Consider the following 17,855-nt stretch of genomic DNA (forward strand, 5'->3'; position numbering starts at 1 on the left):
CTCCGAAATTAAAAGCCAGCGACTGTGCGCTGGCGTGAAGTTGATTACATAACGTTAAAAACAAAAAGCCCCTGCTGCATAAGCAACAGGGGCCGAATGAGAGTGGTTATCTCTGTTTTAGTGGGCCGTGCTATCAGAAGGCGACTTTCAGTGTGGCCTGCCCGTTGTAACCGTCAGCGCTGTTACCGCTAACGCTACGGGTATAGCCGCCCTGAATACCAAGCGTCACGTTCTGGCGGATAAGTGCATCAATACCCGCCTGGAGATCAACCGCTGTGCCATCCTGAGACGGGGTAAAGGTAACATTACTTCCCGCCGTGGCCGTTCCCATGCTCAGATCGCCGTCTGAGCTGAAGGTGCGAATAACAGACGGACGAACCCACCAGTTAACCGGCAGTTCACTTACGCTGTGTTTCATGCTGCCGCCAGAACCTGTTTGTGTGGAAGTGCCGTTACCGAAGGCCATCTCCGACTGGCTGCCGAAGCGAAAACCGGCACGGATATGCTGTGCGCTACCGTCACCAAAGTTCACGTAGCCTCCATTGTCATGACCGTTATTCAGGGACAGTCCCTGCCAGATATACTGAAGCTGCGGCTCCAGTATCAGGCCATTGGTCACACTGAACGGCAGGCCCGTTTCCAGCGAGCCCAGCCAGCCCCAGCCGTGGGTAGAGAAACTGTCTGCATCAGACGTCGCTTTCAGGTTATGACGGGAGCCCTGAGCCACCACGTCCGCCCACAGGCCGCTGGCGGCATGCACGGCCGTCAGATAACCGCCCAGGCTGTATACGTCATCGCGGGCAGTCCCGGCGCGGGAGTGGTCATCGTCTTTCACATCAACAGAGGAGTGACCGGCTGCACCATACACACCGGCTTTCAGCGAAGAGTAGCTCAGCAAGTCGCTGCCCAGTTGTACAAAGCCGTAGCTGCCGCTGCTTTCCGGTATCGCACCCTGTGCAATTCCGCCGTTATTTTCATGTCCCATATGACCGCTCTGGATACGCCCCCAGACTCCACTGCCACCTTTGACCGCACTGCGCTGGTTGTAGCTGCCTGCCAGTGCGCGGTCATAGTCCATGCTCTGCGCAAACAGCGAAGCATAAAGAGCAACTTCAGCACGATAGCCAGCTTCGCTGGTCAGATACCAGTTTTCATCCGCAGCACCGTGGTTCAGGATGTAGTTATACGCACCAGCCTGCAGTTTGCTGCCAAGCGCAAAGGCCCCGGCATCCGTCGTGGCACCATTAATCGCATCCACTACTTTGATGCCGTTCCCCGTGGTAGCGAGACCCAGCCCGGCATCACCGGCATTGGTGAAATTCAGCCAGGTTTTACCCGTTGCCTGCCCGCCGTCGATAATCAGCATATCAGCCGGGAAGTCTGGGTTAGCCAGATTAATGCTCATGTTAATGGTGCCACCCTGGCCGACAAGGTTTGTCGTGGTGAGCTTGCGGGGAGTAAAGGTAATATCAGAGGGAGCAGCAAACAGGCGAGTTCTGGCGGCATCGCTTTGCTCAGGCGCGAAGGTTATCGTACCGGCATTTTCAATGGTGCCGGTACTGATGACATCCCCCGTAATCGTTAGATTTGCATGCTCAGCCAGGCTGGTGGTTCCGGCCAGCCCACCGCCATTTCCCACACTCAGCTCGCCGCCGCTGCCAACGGCGGTATTTTCCGCGATCGCACCGGATTTAACGCTAAAGTGACCGCCGCTTTCCAGCAAGAGTCCACTGGCTTTGCCAGATGCAGCATCAATGCTGAATTCACCACGCGCGTTTGTACCACTGACCGTTGAACCGCTGTCGGCAATCAGGGCACCGCCTTCATTCATGGTCACGTTTGTCGCCGTTCCACCGTCGTTAACCGCCAGCACTCCCTCCTTATCGACCGTTGTTGTGTCTGCAGCATCGCCAGTGAGGACATCCAGTCGCCCGCCATTTTCCAGCACCACATTGCTTGCGTTACCGGAAACCGAATCAACACTGAAGTTGCCGAGTCGGTTGGTGCCGGACACATCCGCAGCCGTATTTGTCACCAGCGCGCCACCTGCATTGATAATGACATCTGAGGCCTTGCCACCCGCCGCTACGCTGAGTCTGCCGCTGTTATTGACCGTGGTATCGCTGACCTGAGCGCCGCCCTTGACTACCTGCCAGCCACCGCTGTTGATGACGGTATCCGTTGCTGCCGCACCGGAATGAACGTACTGATAGCCGCCATTTAGCGTGGTATTTTCTGCACTGCCATGAACGCTCTGGTCGCCGCCAGCATTCACCGTCGTGGCGACGACGGTCCCTTGATCGAAAACGACCTGGCGGCCATTTTCATTGATGGTTGTATTTGTTGCGGTACCAGAAACAAACATCCCGTCGCTGTTTTCCGAATCCGGACCACCCTGTGCGCCGGTATTCACAACGGTGCCAATTGCCTGAGCCCCCCCTTTCACTACCATGTAGCCGCCTTCATTAATGACGGTACCGGTGGCAACCCCGCCGGAATGTACCCATTGCTCGCCACCGTTCAGTACCGTACCGGAAGACTGACCGTGTACGCTTTGACCACCACCGGCATTTATCGTTGTATCGCTGACACTGCCGCCTGCAAGCACCGCCTGAAGACCGTTACTGTTTATGGTGGTGTGGTTTGCTACGCCACCATCCTGTACGAACTGGCCGCCCTGATTGTTATCTTCATCATCGCTGCCGTACTCCAGGCCCGTGTTAATGGTGGTATTATTCGCCTGCCCGTAAACCAGCTGCGTGTCGTTGTTGCTGATAACCACCCCGTCAGCCGTCTCTCCGACAGGTACGGAGGTCTCTGCCGCCAGTGCTGTACCAGAGGTCAGTCCGGCAACGGCCAGTGCGAGTACTGCGCCAGTACGCTTTCCTTTTGCTTTTGCCTGTTCTGAAACAACCACAAATGCGCCAAGAACTTCGTTCCAGACCAGCCGATAACTGGTATTCAGATTTCGCTTCATCGTATTAACCTTGTTGTGTGTAAATAAAAAAGCCAGCATCCACTCTCCGTGGATGCTGGCTGGTGAAAAACTTCAGGGTGAGGTAAATGCATTCAGCGACTGCTGGATGCAGCGGAAATGCGGCAGAGCCCGGGCAAAACCGGTATTCTCTGCCATCCGCCAGAGCCTCTCGTTACGTCTGAATATCTCCGTTGTGGGCTGTACCACATGGATTTCATTCAGGGTGAAAACAGCCGGACGATCCTGATATTCAGCGATCAGATACCAGTGACCTTCCTGCATCATCAGCCGATACGGTGCCAGCCGTTCGCAACGCTGTCCGTCAGCGAGCAGCGTGACGCGATAGCAGGCGGTAATGGCTTTGACCAGACGATAGAATGACAGTGACGCTGACGGGCTGGTTATACCCACAGCTTCACCCACCAGACAGGGCGCGTCGTTGCAGTTCAGCAGCAGGCTGACCAGTCGACGGTCCAGCCCCGGAAACAGATCGGCCACACCTGTACGATGAGCAAAGGTCAGCACATCCAGCTCGGCCTGCGCACCACTCACCCCCGTCCGCAGGCGGTAACAACCGTTGCTGCATTCAAGATCCAGATACATCAGCCGTTCACGAAAATCGCGGTACAGAGTACGCGCAGATACACCAAACTCTGCGGTCAGCCTGCGCATATCCAGCGTTTCACCTGCGACGAGGCGACTGATAATCAGCGACAGCCTGATCGCCAGCCTGTCGTGGCGGCGCTCTGTCTGTGTCATTATCATTTCTCCATACGAGTTAACTGACTGAAAGGGTTATGATTCTAAATAAGGGGTCTGACAGGGTATGTCCGGGGCAATAACTATTTTTCGATGGACAGGAAGCCACTGATCACTGGGTAAGCCGGGGTTTTTGTTCAATTAATCAGCAACACAAGAAGAGGTGAATTGACAGGGCATGTCATTCTTTAACGAGGCATTAACTTTTCAGATGCAGAATCTGAATTTAAACAGAATGAAACTGTGACAACATCGTTTCCGCCATCACCCACAGCGCACGGTTGAGTTTTACGTCTCCGTCAATGCCACGCACCGCACGGGTATGCGTTCGTCCGCCTTTAGCATTGCGTCCACTAAGCCCGCCCTTAATCAGGTTTTCCTGTACACGCTGATAAGTGGTCCACAGATCATTGCTCTCATCCTGCCAGCGGCGTGGGGAGAGTATCTGCGATTCAGTAACAGGCTGGTGGTCCTCACCAAAGCGATACGTAAGCGCTGCTTTCGCAAGTGCCTGCTGCGCAGGTGGCGGTAGCATCAGAGACTGCATGGCATCGCGTTTCTCTTCCACCCGATCAAAAATCCCAAGCACTTCATAAGCCCCTTCAATCACCTGACTCACCACATCACCTTTATGTGGTACCCGCACCTCACCAAACGACTCACCGCAGACAAGCCCGTTCTGACACACCGCACGAAATAATCCCGGCAGCATTTGATACGAACTGGTGCCATCATGAGAGTTAAGCAGAATGATTTCCGGCACCTGTTTACCTGTAATTTGCCCCTCCCGCCGCAGGCGAAGCATGTGCCTGGTGTGTTCCCGACGCCCCGGGTCACGCACGCGGGTCTGACAGGCAAAGAATGGCTGAAAACCTTCGCGCTGCAGGCTGTCCAGCAGGGAGATAGTTGGAATATAGGTATAACGTTCGCTGCGGGATTCGTGTTTGTCCTGGCTGAAAACGCTGGGCACCACACGAAACAGTTCTTCGCGGGTTAACGGACGGTCACGACGGATAAGATTTGCTGCGCCAAAGCGCGAAGCCAGACGGGTCATAAGCAGACTCCTCATAACGGAAAACAATAATAGAAAGCCCTGCCGCACAGGCGACAGGGCTCATGGAATAACAGGTTGGAATTAAACGCTCAGAAGAAGAAATCCCAGACAGCACGGGCCACTGATACCACGGTGGTGCGCATGGCCTGAATGATGGTCCGCACCGGAGTCGGTATCAGCGGGAAAGTACTCACCGTATCCAGCAGCGCACCGATAGTTTCACCAAAATCAACGCGCGCTTTTTCCTGGACTACTGTTGTGCGAAAGGGAGACTGCAGTTGCGCGACCACCGGGCTGCTGGCCTCGCGCGGCAGGCAGCGAATCATTCTCTCCGCCATTGTTCGTAATCCCCACTTAGCCCGGACCGATACGGCACATACAGGATGAACAGGCTGGAACAATTCATGCAGCAGGCAAATTTTACGGCTAATGTTTTGCTTCTGCTCTGTGGATAAGTAACCGCCACCGCTAGTGGGTTCGGTCTTGTCCGACTGACTAATAACAAACAGCACCTTATGCCGGTACGACTCACCAATTATCTGATGATAAAAATGCTCATCCACCGCCAGCGCCCGATCATCGGCCTTGATCAGCCACAGCACCAGGTCGAGCCGGGGAAGCTGATCACGGTACAGCCCGGCATACTCGCTATCGCGTGCACTACTTTCCCCTACGCCGGGCAGATCTACCAACGTCATAACGCGCTCGCCAACCTGAAGGCGAAAGCGCAGAGGTTCCCGGGTACAGGCTACCACATCGCTGACAGGCGATACCTCACCAGCAAACAGGGCATTGCAAAGGCTACTTTTGCCTGCTCCCGTTTTACCCATAATACCTATAACCGGTTCATACTCAGTTATCTGTCTTATTTGTTGCAATAAATGCTCAGTAACCCATTCTGGTAATCCAGATACCGGCTTTAGCAAAGAAGAATAACCATATTTATTTTTCATAACACCACCATCTTATTGATAATAAAAAGGCAGCTTACATGGCTGCCTTTTTGAATCCTTCATGGGGATGATATATATCCAAAAAAATATTCAGCGTGGATTCAATTTTTGCCTCCATGCCAGATGAATAGCATATTCAATAACTCTGGCATTTGAGATCCCTTCTCTCACAGATATATCACGAAGCTTATCATGAGTCTCCTGAGAAATGATCACGTTAAGGGCTTTATTTTTATCTGCACGCTTCTTCTCTCGACTTTTCTGTGTGCTCAATGCACTTTTAAATTTTCTTATGAATAGTTCTCTTTCTGCTTCAGTCCTAAAAAAATCCTCACGCCAGATAAAATATGATGCATAACAGTATGCGATTTTTTCTTCTGTTCCTTCAGCATGCCGATACCTTTGCAAGGTAACATTATTTTCCTGCAAATAATTCAGCAGCCAGTCAATGGTTACCCCTGCTTTCCCATTAACATCAGAAAATAAATTTTTCTTTGTAATTAATTCATTCCACTCATTATGTAATTTTAGAATATATTGCCTGGCATTTCCTTCAGAAATACTTTTTACAACTTTATCTTTGATAAGCCGCACCCGAAGATTATGGACCGGTGGAATATCGAATCCTAAAGTGAATGGTTCATTTAACAGCGAATTTCCTGCCTGAACAGGGAATGTGTCTGTATAGGGTGCATAACTTAGGGTTACCTGTTCTTGATCTGTTTTACAAAGTAACCAGTAACTAGCCCTGGAATCTGTGGTGAACCATTCAAGCTCATCTTCACATGGAATCTCTTTTTTAGCTTCAACCCGGGTGTTATTGATAAAAGTATCTACTTCTCTTTCGGAACCTTTATTCCCACTCAATAATAAATTGCGCACTCTCTTTTCATAGTTTGCAAGATTTGCTTCGGACGACTCAGGAGGAATATCAACCTCGAATTTCTTTAATTTAAAGTACAAAAATAAAATGAGATTCCTTTCATCATAAAATGAAACCACCACTACCCCCTTGTCACTACGTGATTATAGGTACAAAAATGCCCATTTTTGCACATTAACTCAATGAGTTATTGTTGATAACGTGTATACGGTCACGAAAATTTGGCTTCTTGAGGATTGGGGGATAGCAGAAGGGAAGAAGTAAAAGAACTGTTTGGGTCCTGGATTACAAAGGGATATAAAACTCTAAGCGCAAATATAAACAGATTGAAATAGCCATTACGAATTATAAAAAACCTTACTGCTTTATATGCATGAAGTGGGACATTTCAATTTCCAGAATCACTTAAAAGGCTCATTATAATTTTTACATAACAACCGGTTGTTATGCCAGAACGCAAACTCAATTCCAAATTGAGCTCTACCACACAAATAACAACCGGAGAATCTAATATGACAACTGAAACACTATTAACTGAAGACAAATTAGTTGACATGTTATTTATCACTACCCTAACTGGATTAACTGATAAGTGGTTTTATAAATTAATTAAAGATGGTGGATTTCCAAAACCTATTAAGCTAGGGAGAAGTTCTCGCTGGTTACAGAGTGAAGTTGAAAATTGGTTAAGAGAACGAGTTAAAGCATCGCGAAGCTGAAATGAAATTACGCCCATACCCCAACAATTTAAATATCGGACTGCATATTTACATCATAAATATCATTATATAACCCACATGTTAACTTCGGAGTAAAAATAAATGACCACCAGCTAATAAAACCACATCTTGCATGACACACATTAAAATTAACGCCCCGGATTGGTAATATATACAACAATATACAACGCATCCAACCATCAACACACTCATCCATTGCAAGTATATAAAAGACAACAGTCAATACACTCTGCACATATACACAACCCCACAAATCAAACTAACAAACATTCAAATCAAAACCATAAATCACCATTTAATTACCTCGTCAACCCAAGGTAAGAAACAACCCTAGATACTATACAGACAACAGGAATTTATGATGCTTAATGATATTTATCTTGATCAACGTCATGCCCCATTCAATACAATGTATCTGCAACGGATGCTTAGCGTAATTAATAACGCTACAGCACAATATCCACGAACAATGGTTGTCCGTGTAGACCTCCGACTTCCTGATAACCATGATGAATGTAAGGCTGGTCTTATCTCTCGATTTATAGAATCACTAAATGCAAAGATTGAAGCACGATATCGAAGCAAACAAAAGCAGGGTGTTCGATGCTACCCATGTCATTTACGTTACGCCTGGGTCCGGGAGGTTGGAGAAGTAAACAAGAAGTCTCATTACCACATGGTACTCTTTGTGAATAAAGATACTTTCAACGGGTTAGGGGCGTACAGTGAAAATGGAACTGGATTAGCCAGCCTGATACAGGCAGCCTGGCTGAGTGCTTTACAGTTGAGCCCTCCCCCCGGATATCGAACGCTGGTACATATCCCGGACAACCCATTGTATTACCTGGACGTCAACGATTTAGACTACAAAACGGTTTACGATAAACTCACTTTCAGGCTGAGTTATTTTGCGAAGGAGCGCACCAAGTCATACAGCCGGAATGAACGCTCATTTGGCTGCAGCCAGTCCTGAGGCAAAACAAACTAGCTCTACAAAAATTTTTAAGCCTGGCTCTAATCGACTGAATCTCAGCATACTCCGCTTTTGAAGCCTTGACACGTCAGTTGTTCTTTCACCTCTGAGTGGCTGCTCGCGACTGTCTGCAGGAGACTGATTATGTTATTGACCGCAAAAGCCATTAACTGACTTTTCGACTTAATCTCCTTAAGTTATGTGAGAAATTTGCCGATATGAAAACATGATCCCCCAGTCGCTACTGACATGCCCTGTCAGTAGCGACTGGTAATCTCAAGGAAAAATTACAAGGAGAACGCGCATGAGCGGGCATGAGGTAATGGTACAAAGAATAACCGCTATTATTGCAGAACTTTACCAGTACGGTTTTGTATCACGTAAGAAGATGATGGACGAATTCAACATCAGTGAGCGTACTTTGTATCGTGATCTTAATCGTCTGGGCGACAGAATCGTCCCCGATGGTGATGGTATTTACAGGCTGGCTCCCGCTTACGCTAAACCTCAGGCTCTAAAAGAACAACAAAATCTCATCAATGCCCTGGGGATGGCAGAGTTATTCCCTGTAAAAAAAATCTTCTCCCAGCCTGACATGACTTCACTGATCATCAGATCGCTGCCCGGAGATCCAGAAGCGAAACGCGTACTTGAGAATAACTATAGTGTGTTCGATAAAGCGATTCGTGAAAATAGCCTTTGTGAATTTCATTATAAAGGGAAACATCGGACCGTCGCGCCTTATAAGCTTATTAACATAAAGAGCGTCTGGTATCTCGGTGCGGTAGAGAATGAAAAGGTTAAAGGATTCCAGCTCACCAAAATTCATTGGCTGAAATTTAAATCAGAGCACTTCACACCACAACCCCATATCACACAATACTTTGCTGAAGAAGATGATGTCTGGTTTTCTTTGGATAAGCAGATTGTACTCCTTAAAATTTCAGCCGACGTAAGCCATTTTTTTAAACGTCGAAATGTTCTGCCTGCCCAAAAGTTAATTCGTCAGGAACCTAATGGCGACTTGATCGTGCAAACCAAAATGGCACACGAAAACCAGCTATTTCCATTATTACGTTATTGGTTACCAAACCTCACTATTATTTCCCCGATTAGCCTACAACAACGTTTTTATCAGAAGCTCAACCAGCAGATAATAGAAATGAAAAACCCATTGCAGTGAAATTATTTTTGACAACATACAGCAGGAGTAAAAAATGTTACGTGGTTCAGAAAGAAAAGAAGCATTAGCCAGTCTCAAAAGTGCAACTAACCGTTATGAAGTACAGGCTAAAGACACCCAGGATGAGATCACTGCCCTCTTTCTGTTACGCCAGAAATGCAGTAAGGACCTGATTGCCCGTGGTGAAAATTTTGTTAATCGACTGGCGAATACACCGAAAGAGTTTGATAAATCCTGGAGCGAATTGAAAGCGGAAATCGCTGAATTTGATAACGTGGTGGAAAAACTGGAAGAAGAATACCGCGCATCACATATTGGTAAAGGAACGGCTGCTGCGGGGGTTGCCGTTGGGGCGGGGGTCGCCGCATTTGCCCCTACGGCTGCGCTGGCGGTCGCAACAACTTTTGGTACAGCATCCACGGGTACCGCTATTGCTACGTTAAGCGGAGCTGCCGCAACAAATGCAGCCCTGGCATGGCTCGGCGGCGGCGCACTGGCTGCGGGTGGCGGTGGCATGTCAGCAGGAAGCGCACTACTGGCTCTGGCGGGTCCAATAGGCTGGGGGATTGGTGCTGTAGGCATCGCTGGCGGAACCCTACTAGCCCGTCGCAAAAACGGTAAAATCATTGATGAGGCACAACAGGAAGAGCGCCAGGTTCGCGCAAAAACCAGCGAACTTCGCGTGATGGAACGTGGTGCGCAAGAACTCAAGATGCTCACATCCGAGCACTATCATGGTACTGAAAGCATTATTGATGTGCTGGAAAAGGCTGCGCCTCAAGACTATTGCCAGTTTAATACCCATCAGAAAGATCAATTAGGGGCATTGATTAACCATATCAATGCATTATCAAAACTGATCAACAAGAAAATCCAGTAATGAGCATTAACCATAATACAGTTGGCGACCAGCTTATCGGCAGCGCGGTTAACGCCATTAATCAGACCCGCATTGATAGTGAACTGTTAAAACTATCGCAGCAGGATCGTGCATTTGAGTTGGCTGGCGAACAAATGCAAAAGGTGCGTGATTTCATCGCGTCACCGGGTAACATCCTGGGCTCAATGAGCACCAAACACGGTGAAATTGCTGAGCAGGTAGAAGTTGGCGTGCGCAATGCTCGCCAGGCAATAGAAGAAAGGGTTCAGGATGCCTCTGATCTTAGCGCCACGTTTGACGGAGTGGGTCGAACCGCTCCGGCGGATTATATGATAGATGGCGTTGACGTGCAGTCAAAGTTTATCAACGGAGTTAATAATAACCTGAACCATGTCCTTCAGCACATGGAAACCTATCCCAATTTTACCCAGGGAGAATCCTTTTACCATATCCCCAAAGACTCCTGGCAAACGATTCAGAATGTTATTGATGGGAAACCGGTGGAGGGCTTGAGCGAAAAAACAATACAGGCTATCAGGGATAAAGTTGCAGAAATTGAAAGTACAACGGGAAGATCCTTTAATGATGTCGTGCGTCCTGGAGTTTCTGATTACAAAGATGTTCAGTGGGGAAAAATTGACGAAACGCTTGATAAACATGATCAGGAATTAGCGGAACAGAACGAGGCAAAAAAAGCAGAAATTATTGACAATCACCAACCCTCCCTAAGTGAAGGCATGCGTGCAACCGCAATGGGAGCCGCTTTCGGTGGAACCTTTGCTCTTGTAACAGGTATATATAGCAAATACCGTGATGGTAAAAATATATTTCGTGGAGATTTCAACAGACAGGACTGGCAGGATGTCGGCTTAGATACATTGAAAGGTGCCGCTATTGGCGGTGTATCCGCCGGAGCAATTTATACCCTGACCAATTATGCCTCTCTGGGAGCACCGTTCGCCAGCGCGCTGGTCACTGCCGCTAAAGGTGTAAGCAATCTTGCTCTCTCCTATCAGCGCGGTGAGATTAATGCTGATGAATTTACCGATCTTGGCCTTATCATCTGCGCGGAATCGGCCATCGTTGGCGCAATGTCTGTCGCAGGTCAGGCAATCATCCCTGTGCCTGTTTTGGGGGCATTGGTTGGTTCTATCTCAGGGAAGTTTATGGTTACCGTAGCTAAAAATCTGGACAGTAAAGCACGCCAATTGCTGGCGAAAAAAATGGAGCAATTTACATGTCGCTTAAGTGAGATTGAGCAGAAAGCACTCAACCGAATTTTGAACGAGTTCGCGGCGCTGGGTGAGCTTACCGCAGCTGCATTTAGCGTGGAAAACAATCGCCGGTTGCTGGAAGCAAGCATCACACTTGCCCAGGCCCACGGTGTTGAAGAGGCAAAGATAATCAAAAATGCGGATGATCTTGACACATTTATGATGGCGTAGCACTCGAATAAAAATTACAGCAAGGATAAAACCACAATGCTACAGATAATTGGTGCGTTAATTTTACTGGTAATCGGTTTTGTTATTATAAAAGCGTTGTTTAAGGCATCTCTCAATATTCTAGGTGTGATATTAGGATTGGGTGCATTGATTGTTGCAGGCCCACCTTTATTGGCGGGCTATATTGTAGAGCGCGTAACCTATGCGCTTCACTCACGTTGGCTGCTGGGTGTACCTCTTGCCATAGCAGGAATGGTGATTAGCTTTATGTGGGGACTTGATGGTAAACATATTGCCTACGAAGCTTATTCATTTGATTCAATGAAGTTTATTTTAACCGCTGCATTTGCCAGTGGCCTGCTTGCAGTACCTGTACAAACCAAGGCTATTCTACAAAACGGGCTTATACCAGCCGATATCAATGCCAAACTTAAAGAGTATTATTGCTGTTTTTATACGTCTTACTTTTTGATGGCCTGCTCTGCGGCTACACCGTTTATAGCCTGGCAATATAATATCTCATCTTCACTGATGTGGTGGACAGGATTGCTATACTGGATAGCAGCCTTACTGACACAGTTCTATGCGGCAAACCAAATTCAGGAACTCAAGAAGTTAACTAATGCCATCAATACAGGGTTAAATGAGCAAAAAGCGATCAATAACCAACTTTGGCTGACGGAACTAAAAGAAGGAAGTAACCTCTCAGCAGAATTCGTAGAGACTATCTATCTCAAGTTGGTCTCACAGCATATTTTTCAGGGCGATACTCGAGAGCAGGATCTGGCTGGTGAAAACTGGCTTTTAAATGATGCCTGGTATGAAAGAAAGATGGCTGAATTTAATGAGCAGTTAAACAGTAAAATAGTACACTCATCAGATGAGCTAAGAAGCCTTTTTGGTAATAGGCTGAATTTACCCTCTGCTGCGAATGATGATCTCCTGAACCGTTATCTTGATGGTGGGAACTATTATTCTTTTTCGGATGGTCGAAAATTTGTCTCGTTTCACTATGTCGACGAGCTTTGTACCTGCACTTCATGCGGTTTGAGCGAGATTAAAAACGCAAAACACCAGGGCGGTGGTGGGAGCCAGGAATGGTATTGCTCTGATATTTGCCGGGAAACGGAAAAACTCTGCATTGAAATTCACAAGCGACCACAGGCTGAATTTATTTCCAGTGCAGCAACAAACGGTCTGATTCTCATGACACTCCCGGAGGCCTGGAATACTAACGAAAAAATGTTTGCAGTGGGAGGACAAGGACATGGTTTTGCAGCCGAACGGGGAAATCATCTTACTGACAAAATCCAACTAAAAGATGCACATATTCTCGGTGATGATAATGCGAAAAATGGTGCAGACAGGCTGGTTAACGGTTCAGAGATTCAGACCAAATACTGTGCAACCGCTGCACGTAGCGTCGGTGCTGGTTTTGACGGACAAAACGGTAATTATCGCTATTATGACAGTAACGGAACCCCAATGCAGTTAGAGGTTCCGAAAGACCAGTATTCGAAAGCGCTTGAAACGATGGAGAACAAAATTCGCGATGGCAAAGTCCCCGGCGTTACCGATCCTGCAGAAGCCACAAAACTTGTACGTCAGGGACACCTGACTTATAGCCAGGCACAAAACATTACTAAGTTTGGCACGTTCGAATCTATCACTTACGACATTGCGGAAGGATCTATCATCAGCCTCGCAGCTGGAGGTATCAGCTTTGGTCTGACAGCTTCTATTTTCTACCTCAATACCGGCGATCGTAAGGCTGCGTTGCAAACGGCAGCAATACAGGCAGGTAAAACATTTACCCGCACACTGACAGTTTATGTGACGGTACAGCAATTACACCGTATCAGTGCCATTCAGGGGTTACTTAAAAATATTGATTTTGCCGCTGCCAGCCCGACAGTTCGTAATGCGCTTCAACAGGGAGTCGGAGCTAACAATCTCAACTCCCTTAACAAGATGATGCGTGGCACACTGGTTACCTCTTTCGCACTGGTCGCCGTGACCACTGGTCCGGATATGATTAAAATGGTGCGAGGTCGTATTTCTGGGGCACAGTTTATAAAAAATCTGGCAGTTACTTCATCTGGTGTGGCTGGGGGTGCAATTGGTTCTATTGCTGGCGGAATGATGCTTAGTCCATTAGGTCCTTTCGGTGCTTTAGCAGGACGCGCAGCTGGTGGCTTGTTAGGCGGTATGATTGCCACAGCGATTTCCAAAAAAATAGCGGGTGCACTGGTTGAAGACGACCGAGTAAAAGTGCTGGCTCTCATCCAGGAACAGGTTACATGGCTTGCAACAAGTTTCATGCTTACAGAACACGAACTTGAAAACCTGAACGCGAATCTGGCAACAGTAATTGACCAAAAAACCCTGGAGGTTATCTTCGCCGCAAAAGAGCAAGACCGAGCAACGGCCAATATGCTGATTAAACCACTTGTAGTAAGTGTGGTTAAGCAACGACCGGTCCTGAGCTATGAACAATCGCAAATCTGCGAAATGGTCGATCAGCTTGATACATCGGTTTCATTATCTGCTGTTGCATAATGAAAGGTATAAATTCATTACCATCGTGATATGGTGCTTCAGACGAAGCAAACTTAAATACCATTAACCCCATGATACTATTGTAAAATCCAAAAAAAACAATGGTAATCATCATAATGAACTGGTTCGAAAAGACTGCGGAAGAGTATGGAGAATTAACAAATAAGGGGGCATTTGCCCCCTTCATCTTTATTTCAGTCGTTTACCTGCATCATCAACGACTTTCTCGCCGTCTTCCCTGGTGAAAGCCGCTTTCTGAGCATCAGGAAGGATATCCAGAACAACTTCAGAAGGACGAAACAGTTTGGTTCCCAGCGGCGTCACAACGATTAACCGAGCGTCAGTAAATTTCTCATCTGCAAAGCCCAGTTCCTCATAAGGCTCAACAGTTTATTCCTTATTTGATAACATTACCCATTAATAGGTCAGGGTTAACTTGTGCTCATCGATTAGCAATATCTAGCTGCATGCGAAGCGTATCCTCCCAAGGAAGGTTATGAATGAATATGGTTTATCTCTCAGTCACTGTATTGACCCGTTCCCCGTTGAACCACACAGATTGTTGTTAGCCACTTCCGCCCCCGAACACGAAGAAACTCACGCTCAGCAAGGTCCATAGTGAGTGAGGAGCGAAAGTTAGTTTTGGGTAACGTCATCGGTGTAGCAGTTACATTCTACAACGATAAAACAGTATCTATGGATAGCAATAAGGTATCGGTTAAATATATGGTGATTCAGTCTTCATTTTATTATCATGCGATATCTACTCATACATCTGCGATTAAATCATTGAGAGGCATGAGTGTTGGAAGACAGGCGTTAGCTAAGTCGCGGGAGCCTCTTGAGATAAGCAAGGGGATTTTTATATTATAAAGAAGGTTGTGTCTTTGATGGGTAAAGTTTATCACTATTGTGATCTCAATGCACTATTGAGCATTATAAATAATAAGAAACTTTGGATTTCATCGGCTGGAAATCTAAATGATTACACTGAAATAAATTATGCTAAAAACTATTTCTTGGATGCTCTGGATTCAAAGAGGAATCCATCTAATAATTATGTTATTGATGAGTTCCTTCTTTGCTTTCAAAACTCATTCCCACATCCTTATATTTGTAGTTTTTCAAAAAACAAAGATCTCTTAAGTCAATGGCGTGCCTATGCTAGTGATGGCTGTGGAGTATCAATTGGTTTTAATACTGAAGCCTTTGGGTTTTCTGACGTCGCCCCAGTTTTGGGTATGTCTGATATTCATTCCATAGGCATCAATGAAGTTTTTTATGATGATGTTAAAGTTATCCGTGAGTTTGCTGACCGCATGTCTAATGTTGTAATTGCATCATCTTTTCTTGATGACTCTCATAGATGGATGACCTATAATCATATAACAACTGAGGTCAGAACAAAATGCTTATTTACTAAAAATAAATTCTTTGAAGAAGAGCAAGAAGTGAGAATTGTACACCTTCCCTTTGTTACAGGGAATGAGCGTGGCGAATTTAACTTCTTACATTCAATTTCAAGGCCAAAGCAAAGAGTTACAGGAAATAGAATAACATCGTATTTCGAATATGATTTTTCCTCAAAAGAAAATCTTCTATTTGAAGTTGTTCTTGGCCCTAAATGTGAAATAAATAATTATGAAATTGAGATGTTACTAGCGTCGAATGGCTATCTAAAGATACCCGTATCTAGATCTGGTGCAAGTTACAGGTAATCTTTGTAACTTTCCTCGTTTGTACGAAACAACAGAAACAATGAAGAACTAGCCAAGTCTACAAGAGCATTTAGGTGTTGTCCGCTCCTCCCACGGAACGGACACGTTAACCGGGCTAAAAGTCCGATGTGAGCGAACAACATAAGTAAGTGGCAATGTTTGAAAGAGGATAGCTAATTCACGCTGTTGCCTGCATAGCCGATACGCTAATGCGCTTTTTGCCCAAAAATGCTTTAAGTTCAGGCCACGTGGTTATTAGTTTATAAGAGTGAATTTCTTCTTCATCACTCACATGACGATCGACAACAATTGGCGGAAGTTCTGTTATTGGCTGTATATTTATTGACTTTTCCCCCTGTTGCAATATATCCCTTATCGAGTTATACAAAAATGGATTATATCGTTTGATATAATCTAATTTTTTCTGGACATCAGGAACTGAGAGCACAGAAAGAAATAATCTGTAATTTTCAGTTTTCATTTCAGTGGGTCCTAAACCTAGGGTGATAAATGCTTCTTTTAAATTCTTGTTTTGTTGCTCACTATAAATCTCGTCAAAGGGTATTTCTGATTCAAAAGAAATCAATGTTCGACTTATACCCGGCTGATTAACTTTTGACGCTTCATTCAGAATTATGTTTTTGAAATTTTTAAGAGTGATAATATCTGGAGCACCTTCAATGTTAGAAAATAATTTTTTGTACTCCGGCGTGGAAATTTCCTTCCCCTCTAAAAAAGAAGATATTGCCTGAAAGGTGCTATTAGTCATTCCACTACCTGATTGAGCAACCCCAGGCAATGCGGTTGAATTCATAGTAAAGTTTGGCGATTTAAATTTCATGCAAAATGGGCGATATAGAAGTCCATCGCCTTCTTGTGAATTCCATAGAAACATTAATTCAAGATAAGGCTTATGGTTCGGATTGATATAATCATAGCAGCACTTAAGAAAACCTATCAATATCTTAGATTGGCCATCAATATCAAAGCATTCACCATCCTGAAAGTTTTGATGAATATTTTCCCTCAATAACTCGATGATTTTGAAACCTGACCTAATATCACCACTGAAAGCCACGCATAAATTACTTCCTATTTGGTGTATTTTTTGAATGCAATTAAAATAACGAACTTCCCCGCCAGTCAATGTTATTGTTGCCTGAATATCGGCTACGCAGACAAACCCATTAAAGCAGTTCCCTCCAACCACCCAAGTCATAATATCCATCCTTTTAATTTCAATTCTTTCGAAGCTGCATGTTCGTCCAAAACTTTATCAATATCATTTATTTAATCTTCCATTAACTATATCTGCTATGGCCTATAGAAGCTAATTTTTATTTCCAAGAGTTCAGTGATGTCTTCTCGCAAACAAACGTTACCCGTTGTTGAAATATCGCTCATAGTCCCATTCATCCTGCCTGTGATTATCAATAAGCACAAACTCGTCAACATCCTCCTAACTTTACAGCGATGACCTAACAGATAAACCCATCGCTATGCCCGCGCAGGGCAGCTGGTGCATACGTCTGGCGATGGCTCGTGAGTGGCGTGACGTTGTGAACAAGAGCATGGCTAGGATGTGATACTGCCTGATGTGAGAGTCAAAGTTAAGCCAGTAGCCTCAAGTACAAGTAGTTGGCGGAGCAGCTCGGCGTATGCAGCGGCCAGCCCGTGACTGTGTCGGCTTCTCATTACTGAATGATTAATGCTGCTGACGGGAAAGCACTT

Annotated in this window: 13 protein-coding genes and 2 pseudogenes; 8 read left to right on the forward strand and 7 right to left on the reverse strand. The window is 46.0% G+C overall.

The features are described 5' to 3' along the window. Positions 1-133: 133 nt before the first annotated feature. The 5 genes from OGY06_RS09680 to OGY06_RS09700 form a co-directional block, all read right to left on the reverse strand. A complete protein-coding gene (locus OGY06_RS09680; protein WP_275147880.1) occupies positions 134-2,977 on the reverse strand; it encodes an Ag43/Cah family autotransporter adhesin in 2,844 nt (947 codons plus the stop codon). A 72-nt stretch (positions 2,978-3,049) separates the two neighbouring features. Further along, positions 3,050-3,736: a WYL domain-containing protein gene (locus OGY06_RS09685; protein ID WP_235155445.1), complete on the reverse strand. Its 687-nt coding sequence runs from the start codon at positions 3,734-3,736 to the stop codon at positions 3,050-3,052. Between the two features lie 226 nt (positions 3,737-3,962). Continuing rightward, positions 3,963-4,790 (reverse strand): DUF932 domain-containing protein, encoded by an 828-nt coding sequence (locus OGY06_RS09690; RefSeq protein ID WP_286605185.1) that lies wholly within the window; start codon positions 4,788-4,790, stop codon positions 3,963-3,965. Between the two features lie 89 nt (positions 4,791-4,879). Continuing rightward, positions 4,880-5,743: a GTPase family protein gene (locus OGY06_RS09695; RefSeq protein WP_275147878.1), complete on the reverse strand. Its 864-nt coding sequence runs from the start codon at positions 5,741-5,743 to the stop codon at positions 4,880-4,882. Between the two features lie 90 nt (positions 5,744-5,833). Then, entirely contained in the window at positions 5,834-6,745 is a 912-nt protein-coding gene (locus tag OGY06_RS09700; protein ID WP_275147877.1) for a hypothetical protein, read from the reverse strand. A 393-nt stretch (positions 6,746-7,138) separates the two neighbouring features. Here OGY06_RS09700 and OGY06_RS09705 point away from each other — a divergent pair, with 393 nt between their 5' ends. The 6 genes from OGY06_RS09705 (at position 7,139) to OGY06_RS09730 (ending at position 14,406) form a co-directional block, all read left to right on the forward strand. Further along, positions 7,139-7,345, forward strand: coding sequence for a helix-turn-helix transcriptional regulator (locus OGY06_RS09705; protein ID WP_248248492.1), 207 nt, complete (start codon positions 7,139-7,141; stop codon positions 7,343-7,345). Between the two features lie 382 nt (positions 7,346-7,727). Continuing rightward, a complete protein-coding gene (locus OGY06_RS09710) occupies positions 7,728-8,339 on the forward strand; it encodes an inovirus Gp2 family protein (RefSeq protein ID WP_248248508.1) in 612 nt (203 codons plus the stop codon). 304 nt (positions 8,340-8,643) lie between these two features. Continuing rightward, positions 8,644-9,522, forward strand: a complete 879-nt coding sequence (locus OGY06_RS09715; protein ID WP_121265170.1) for a helix-turn-helix transcriptional regulator — start codon at positions 8,644-8,646, stop codon at positions 9,520-9,522. Between the two features lie 34 nt (positions 9,523-9,556). Further along, positions 9,557-10,402, forward strand: coding sequence for a hypothetical protein (locus OGY06_RS09720; protein ID WP_047738096.1), 846 nt, complete (start codon positions 9,557-9,559; stop codon positions 10,400-10,402). Continuing rightward, on the forward strand, positions 10,402-11,847 hold the full coding sequence (locus OGY06_RS09725; protein ID WP_275147876.1) for a hypothetical protein: 1,446 nt from the start codon (positions 10,402-10,404) through the stop codon (positions 11,845-11,847). Before OGY06_RS09720 ends, OGY06_RS09725 begins: the two co-directional genes overlap by 1 nt. Positions 11,848-11,883: 36 nt before the next feature. After that, entirely contained in the window at positions 11,884-14,406 is a 2,523-nt protein-coding gene (locus tag OGY06_RS09730; RefSeq protein WP_275147875.1) for a YeeR family protein, read from the forward strand. Between the two features lie 189 nt (positions 14,407-14,595). On the opposite strand, the pseudogene OGY06_RS09735 reads toward OGY06_RS09730, so the two are convergent. Next, positions 14,596-14,793: pseudogene (locus OGY06_RS09735) on the reverse strand (thioredoxin domain-containing protein); the annotation flags it as partial. 503 nt (positions 14,794-15,296) lie between these two features. On the opposite strand from OGY06_RS09735, the gene OGY06_RS09740 reads away from it, so the two are divergent. Beyond that, positions 15,297-16,124 (forward strand): DUF2971 domain-containing protein, encoded by an 828-nt coding sequence (locus OGY06_RS09740; protein ID WP_072197166.1) that lies wholly within the window; start codon positions 15,297-15,299, stop codon positions 16,122-16,124. Positions 16,125-16,302: 178 nt separating this feature from the next. Here the strand turns inward: OGY06_RS09740 and OGY06_RS09745 are convergent, their stop codons facing one another. Continuing rightward, positions 16,303-17,343, reverse strand: coding sequence for an Ntn hydrolase family protein (locus tag OGY06_RS09745; RefSeq protein WP_286605193.1), 1,041 nt, complete (start codon positions 17,341-17,343; stop codon positions 16,303-16,305). Between the two features lie 253 nt (positions 17,344-17,596). Here OGY06_RS09745 and OGY06_RS09750 point away from each other — a divergent pair. Then, a pseudogene (locus tag OGY06_RS09750) lies at positions 17,597-17,692 on the forward strand (alpha/beta hydrolase); the annotation flags it as partial. Between the last annotated feature and the right edge of the window lie 163 nt (positions 17,693-17,855).

The organism is Citrobacter sp. Cpo147, assembly GCF_030332405.1.
Lineage (GTDB): Bacteria > Pseudomonadota > Gammaproteobacteria > Enterobacterales > Enterobacteriaceae > Citrobacter > Citrobacter portucalensis.

What these genes read in the sequence shown, in the direction of transcription:
- OGY06_RS09680 (WP_275147880.1), bottom strand. Translation starts at nt 2,977, where the DNA reads ATGAAGCGAAATCTGAATACCAGTTATCGGCTGGTCTGGAACGAAGTT.
- OGY06_RS09685 (WP_235155445.1), bottom strand. Translation starts at nt 3,736, where the DNA reads ATGACACAGACAGAGCGCCGCCACGACAGGCTGGCGATCAGGCTGTCG.
- OGY06_RS09690 (WP_286605185.1), bottom strand. Translation starts at nt 4,790, where the DNA reads ATGACCCGTCTGGCTTCGCGCTTTGGCGCAGCAAATCTTATCCGTCGT.
- OGY06_RS09695 (WP_275147878.1), bottom strand. Translation starts at nt 5,743, where the DNA reads ATGAAAAATAAATATGGTTATTCTTCTTTGCTAAAGCCGGTATCTGGA.
- OGY06_RS09705 (WP_248248492.1), top strand. Translation starts at nt 7,139, where the DNA reads ATGACAACTGAAACACTATTAACTGAAGACAAATTAGTTGACATGTTA.
- OGY06_RS09710 (WP_248248508.1), top strand. Translation starts at nt 7,728, where the DNA reads ATGCTTAATGATATTTATCTTGATCAACGTCATGCCCCATTCAATACA.
- OGY06_RS09715 (WP_121265170.1), top strand. Translation starts at nt 8,644, where the DNA reads ATGAGCGGGCATGAGGTAATGGTACAAAGAATAACCGCTATTATTGCA.
- OGY06_RS09720 (WP_047738096.1), top strand. Translation starts at nt 9,557, where the DNA reads ATGTTACGTGGTTCAGAAAGAAAAGAAGCATTAGCCAGTCTCAAAAGT.
- OGY06_RS09725 (WP_275147876.1), top strand. Translation starts at nt 10,402, where the DNA reads ATGAGCATTAACCATAATACAGTTGGCGACCAGCTTATCGGCAGCGCG.
- OGY06_RS09730 (WP_275147875.1), top strand. Translation starts at nt 11,884, where the DNA reads ATGCTACAGATAATTGGTGCGTTAATTTTACTGGTAATCGGTTTTGTT.
- OGY06_RS09740 (WP_072197166.1), top strand. Translation starts at nt 15,297, where the DNA reads ATGGGTAAAGTTTATCACTATTGTGATCTCAATGCACTATTGAGCATT.
- OGY06_RS09745 (WP_286605193.1), bottom strand. Translation starts at nt 17,343, where the DNA reads ATGACTTGGGTGGTTGGAGGGAACTGCTTTAATGGGTTTGTCTGCGTA.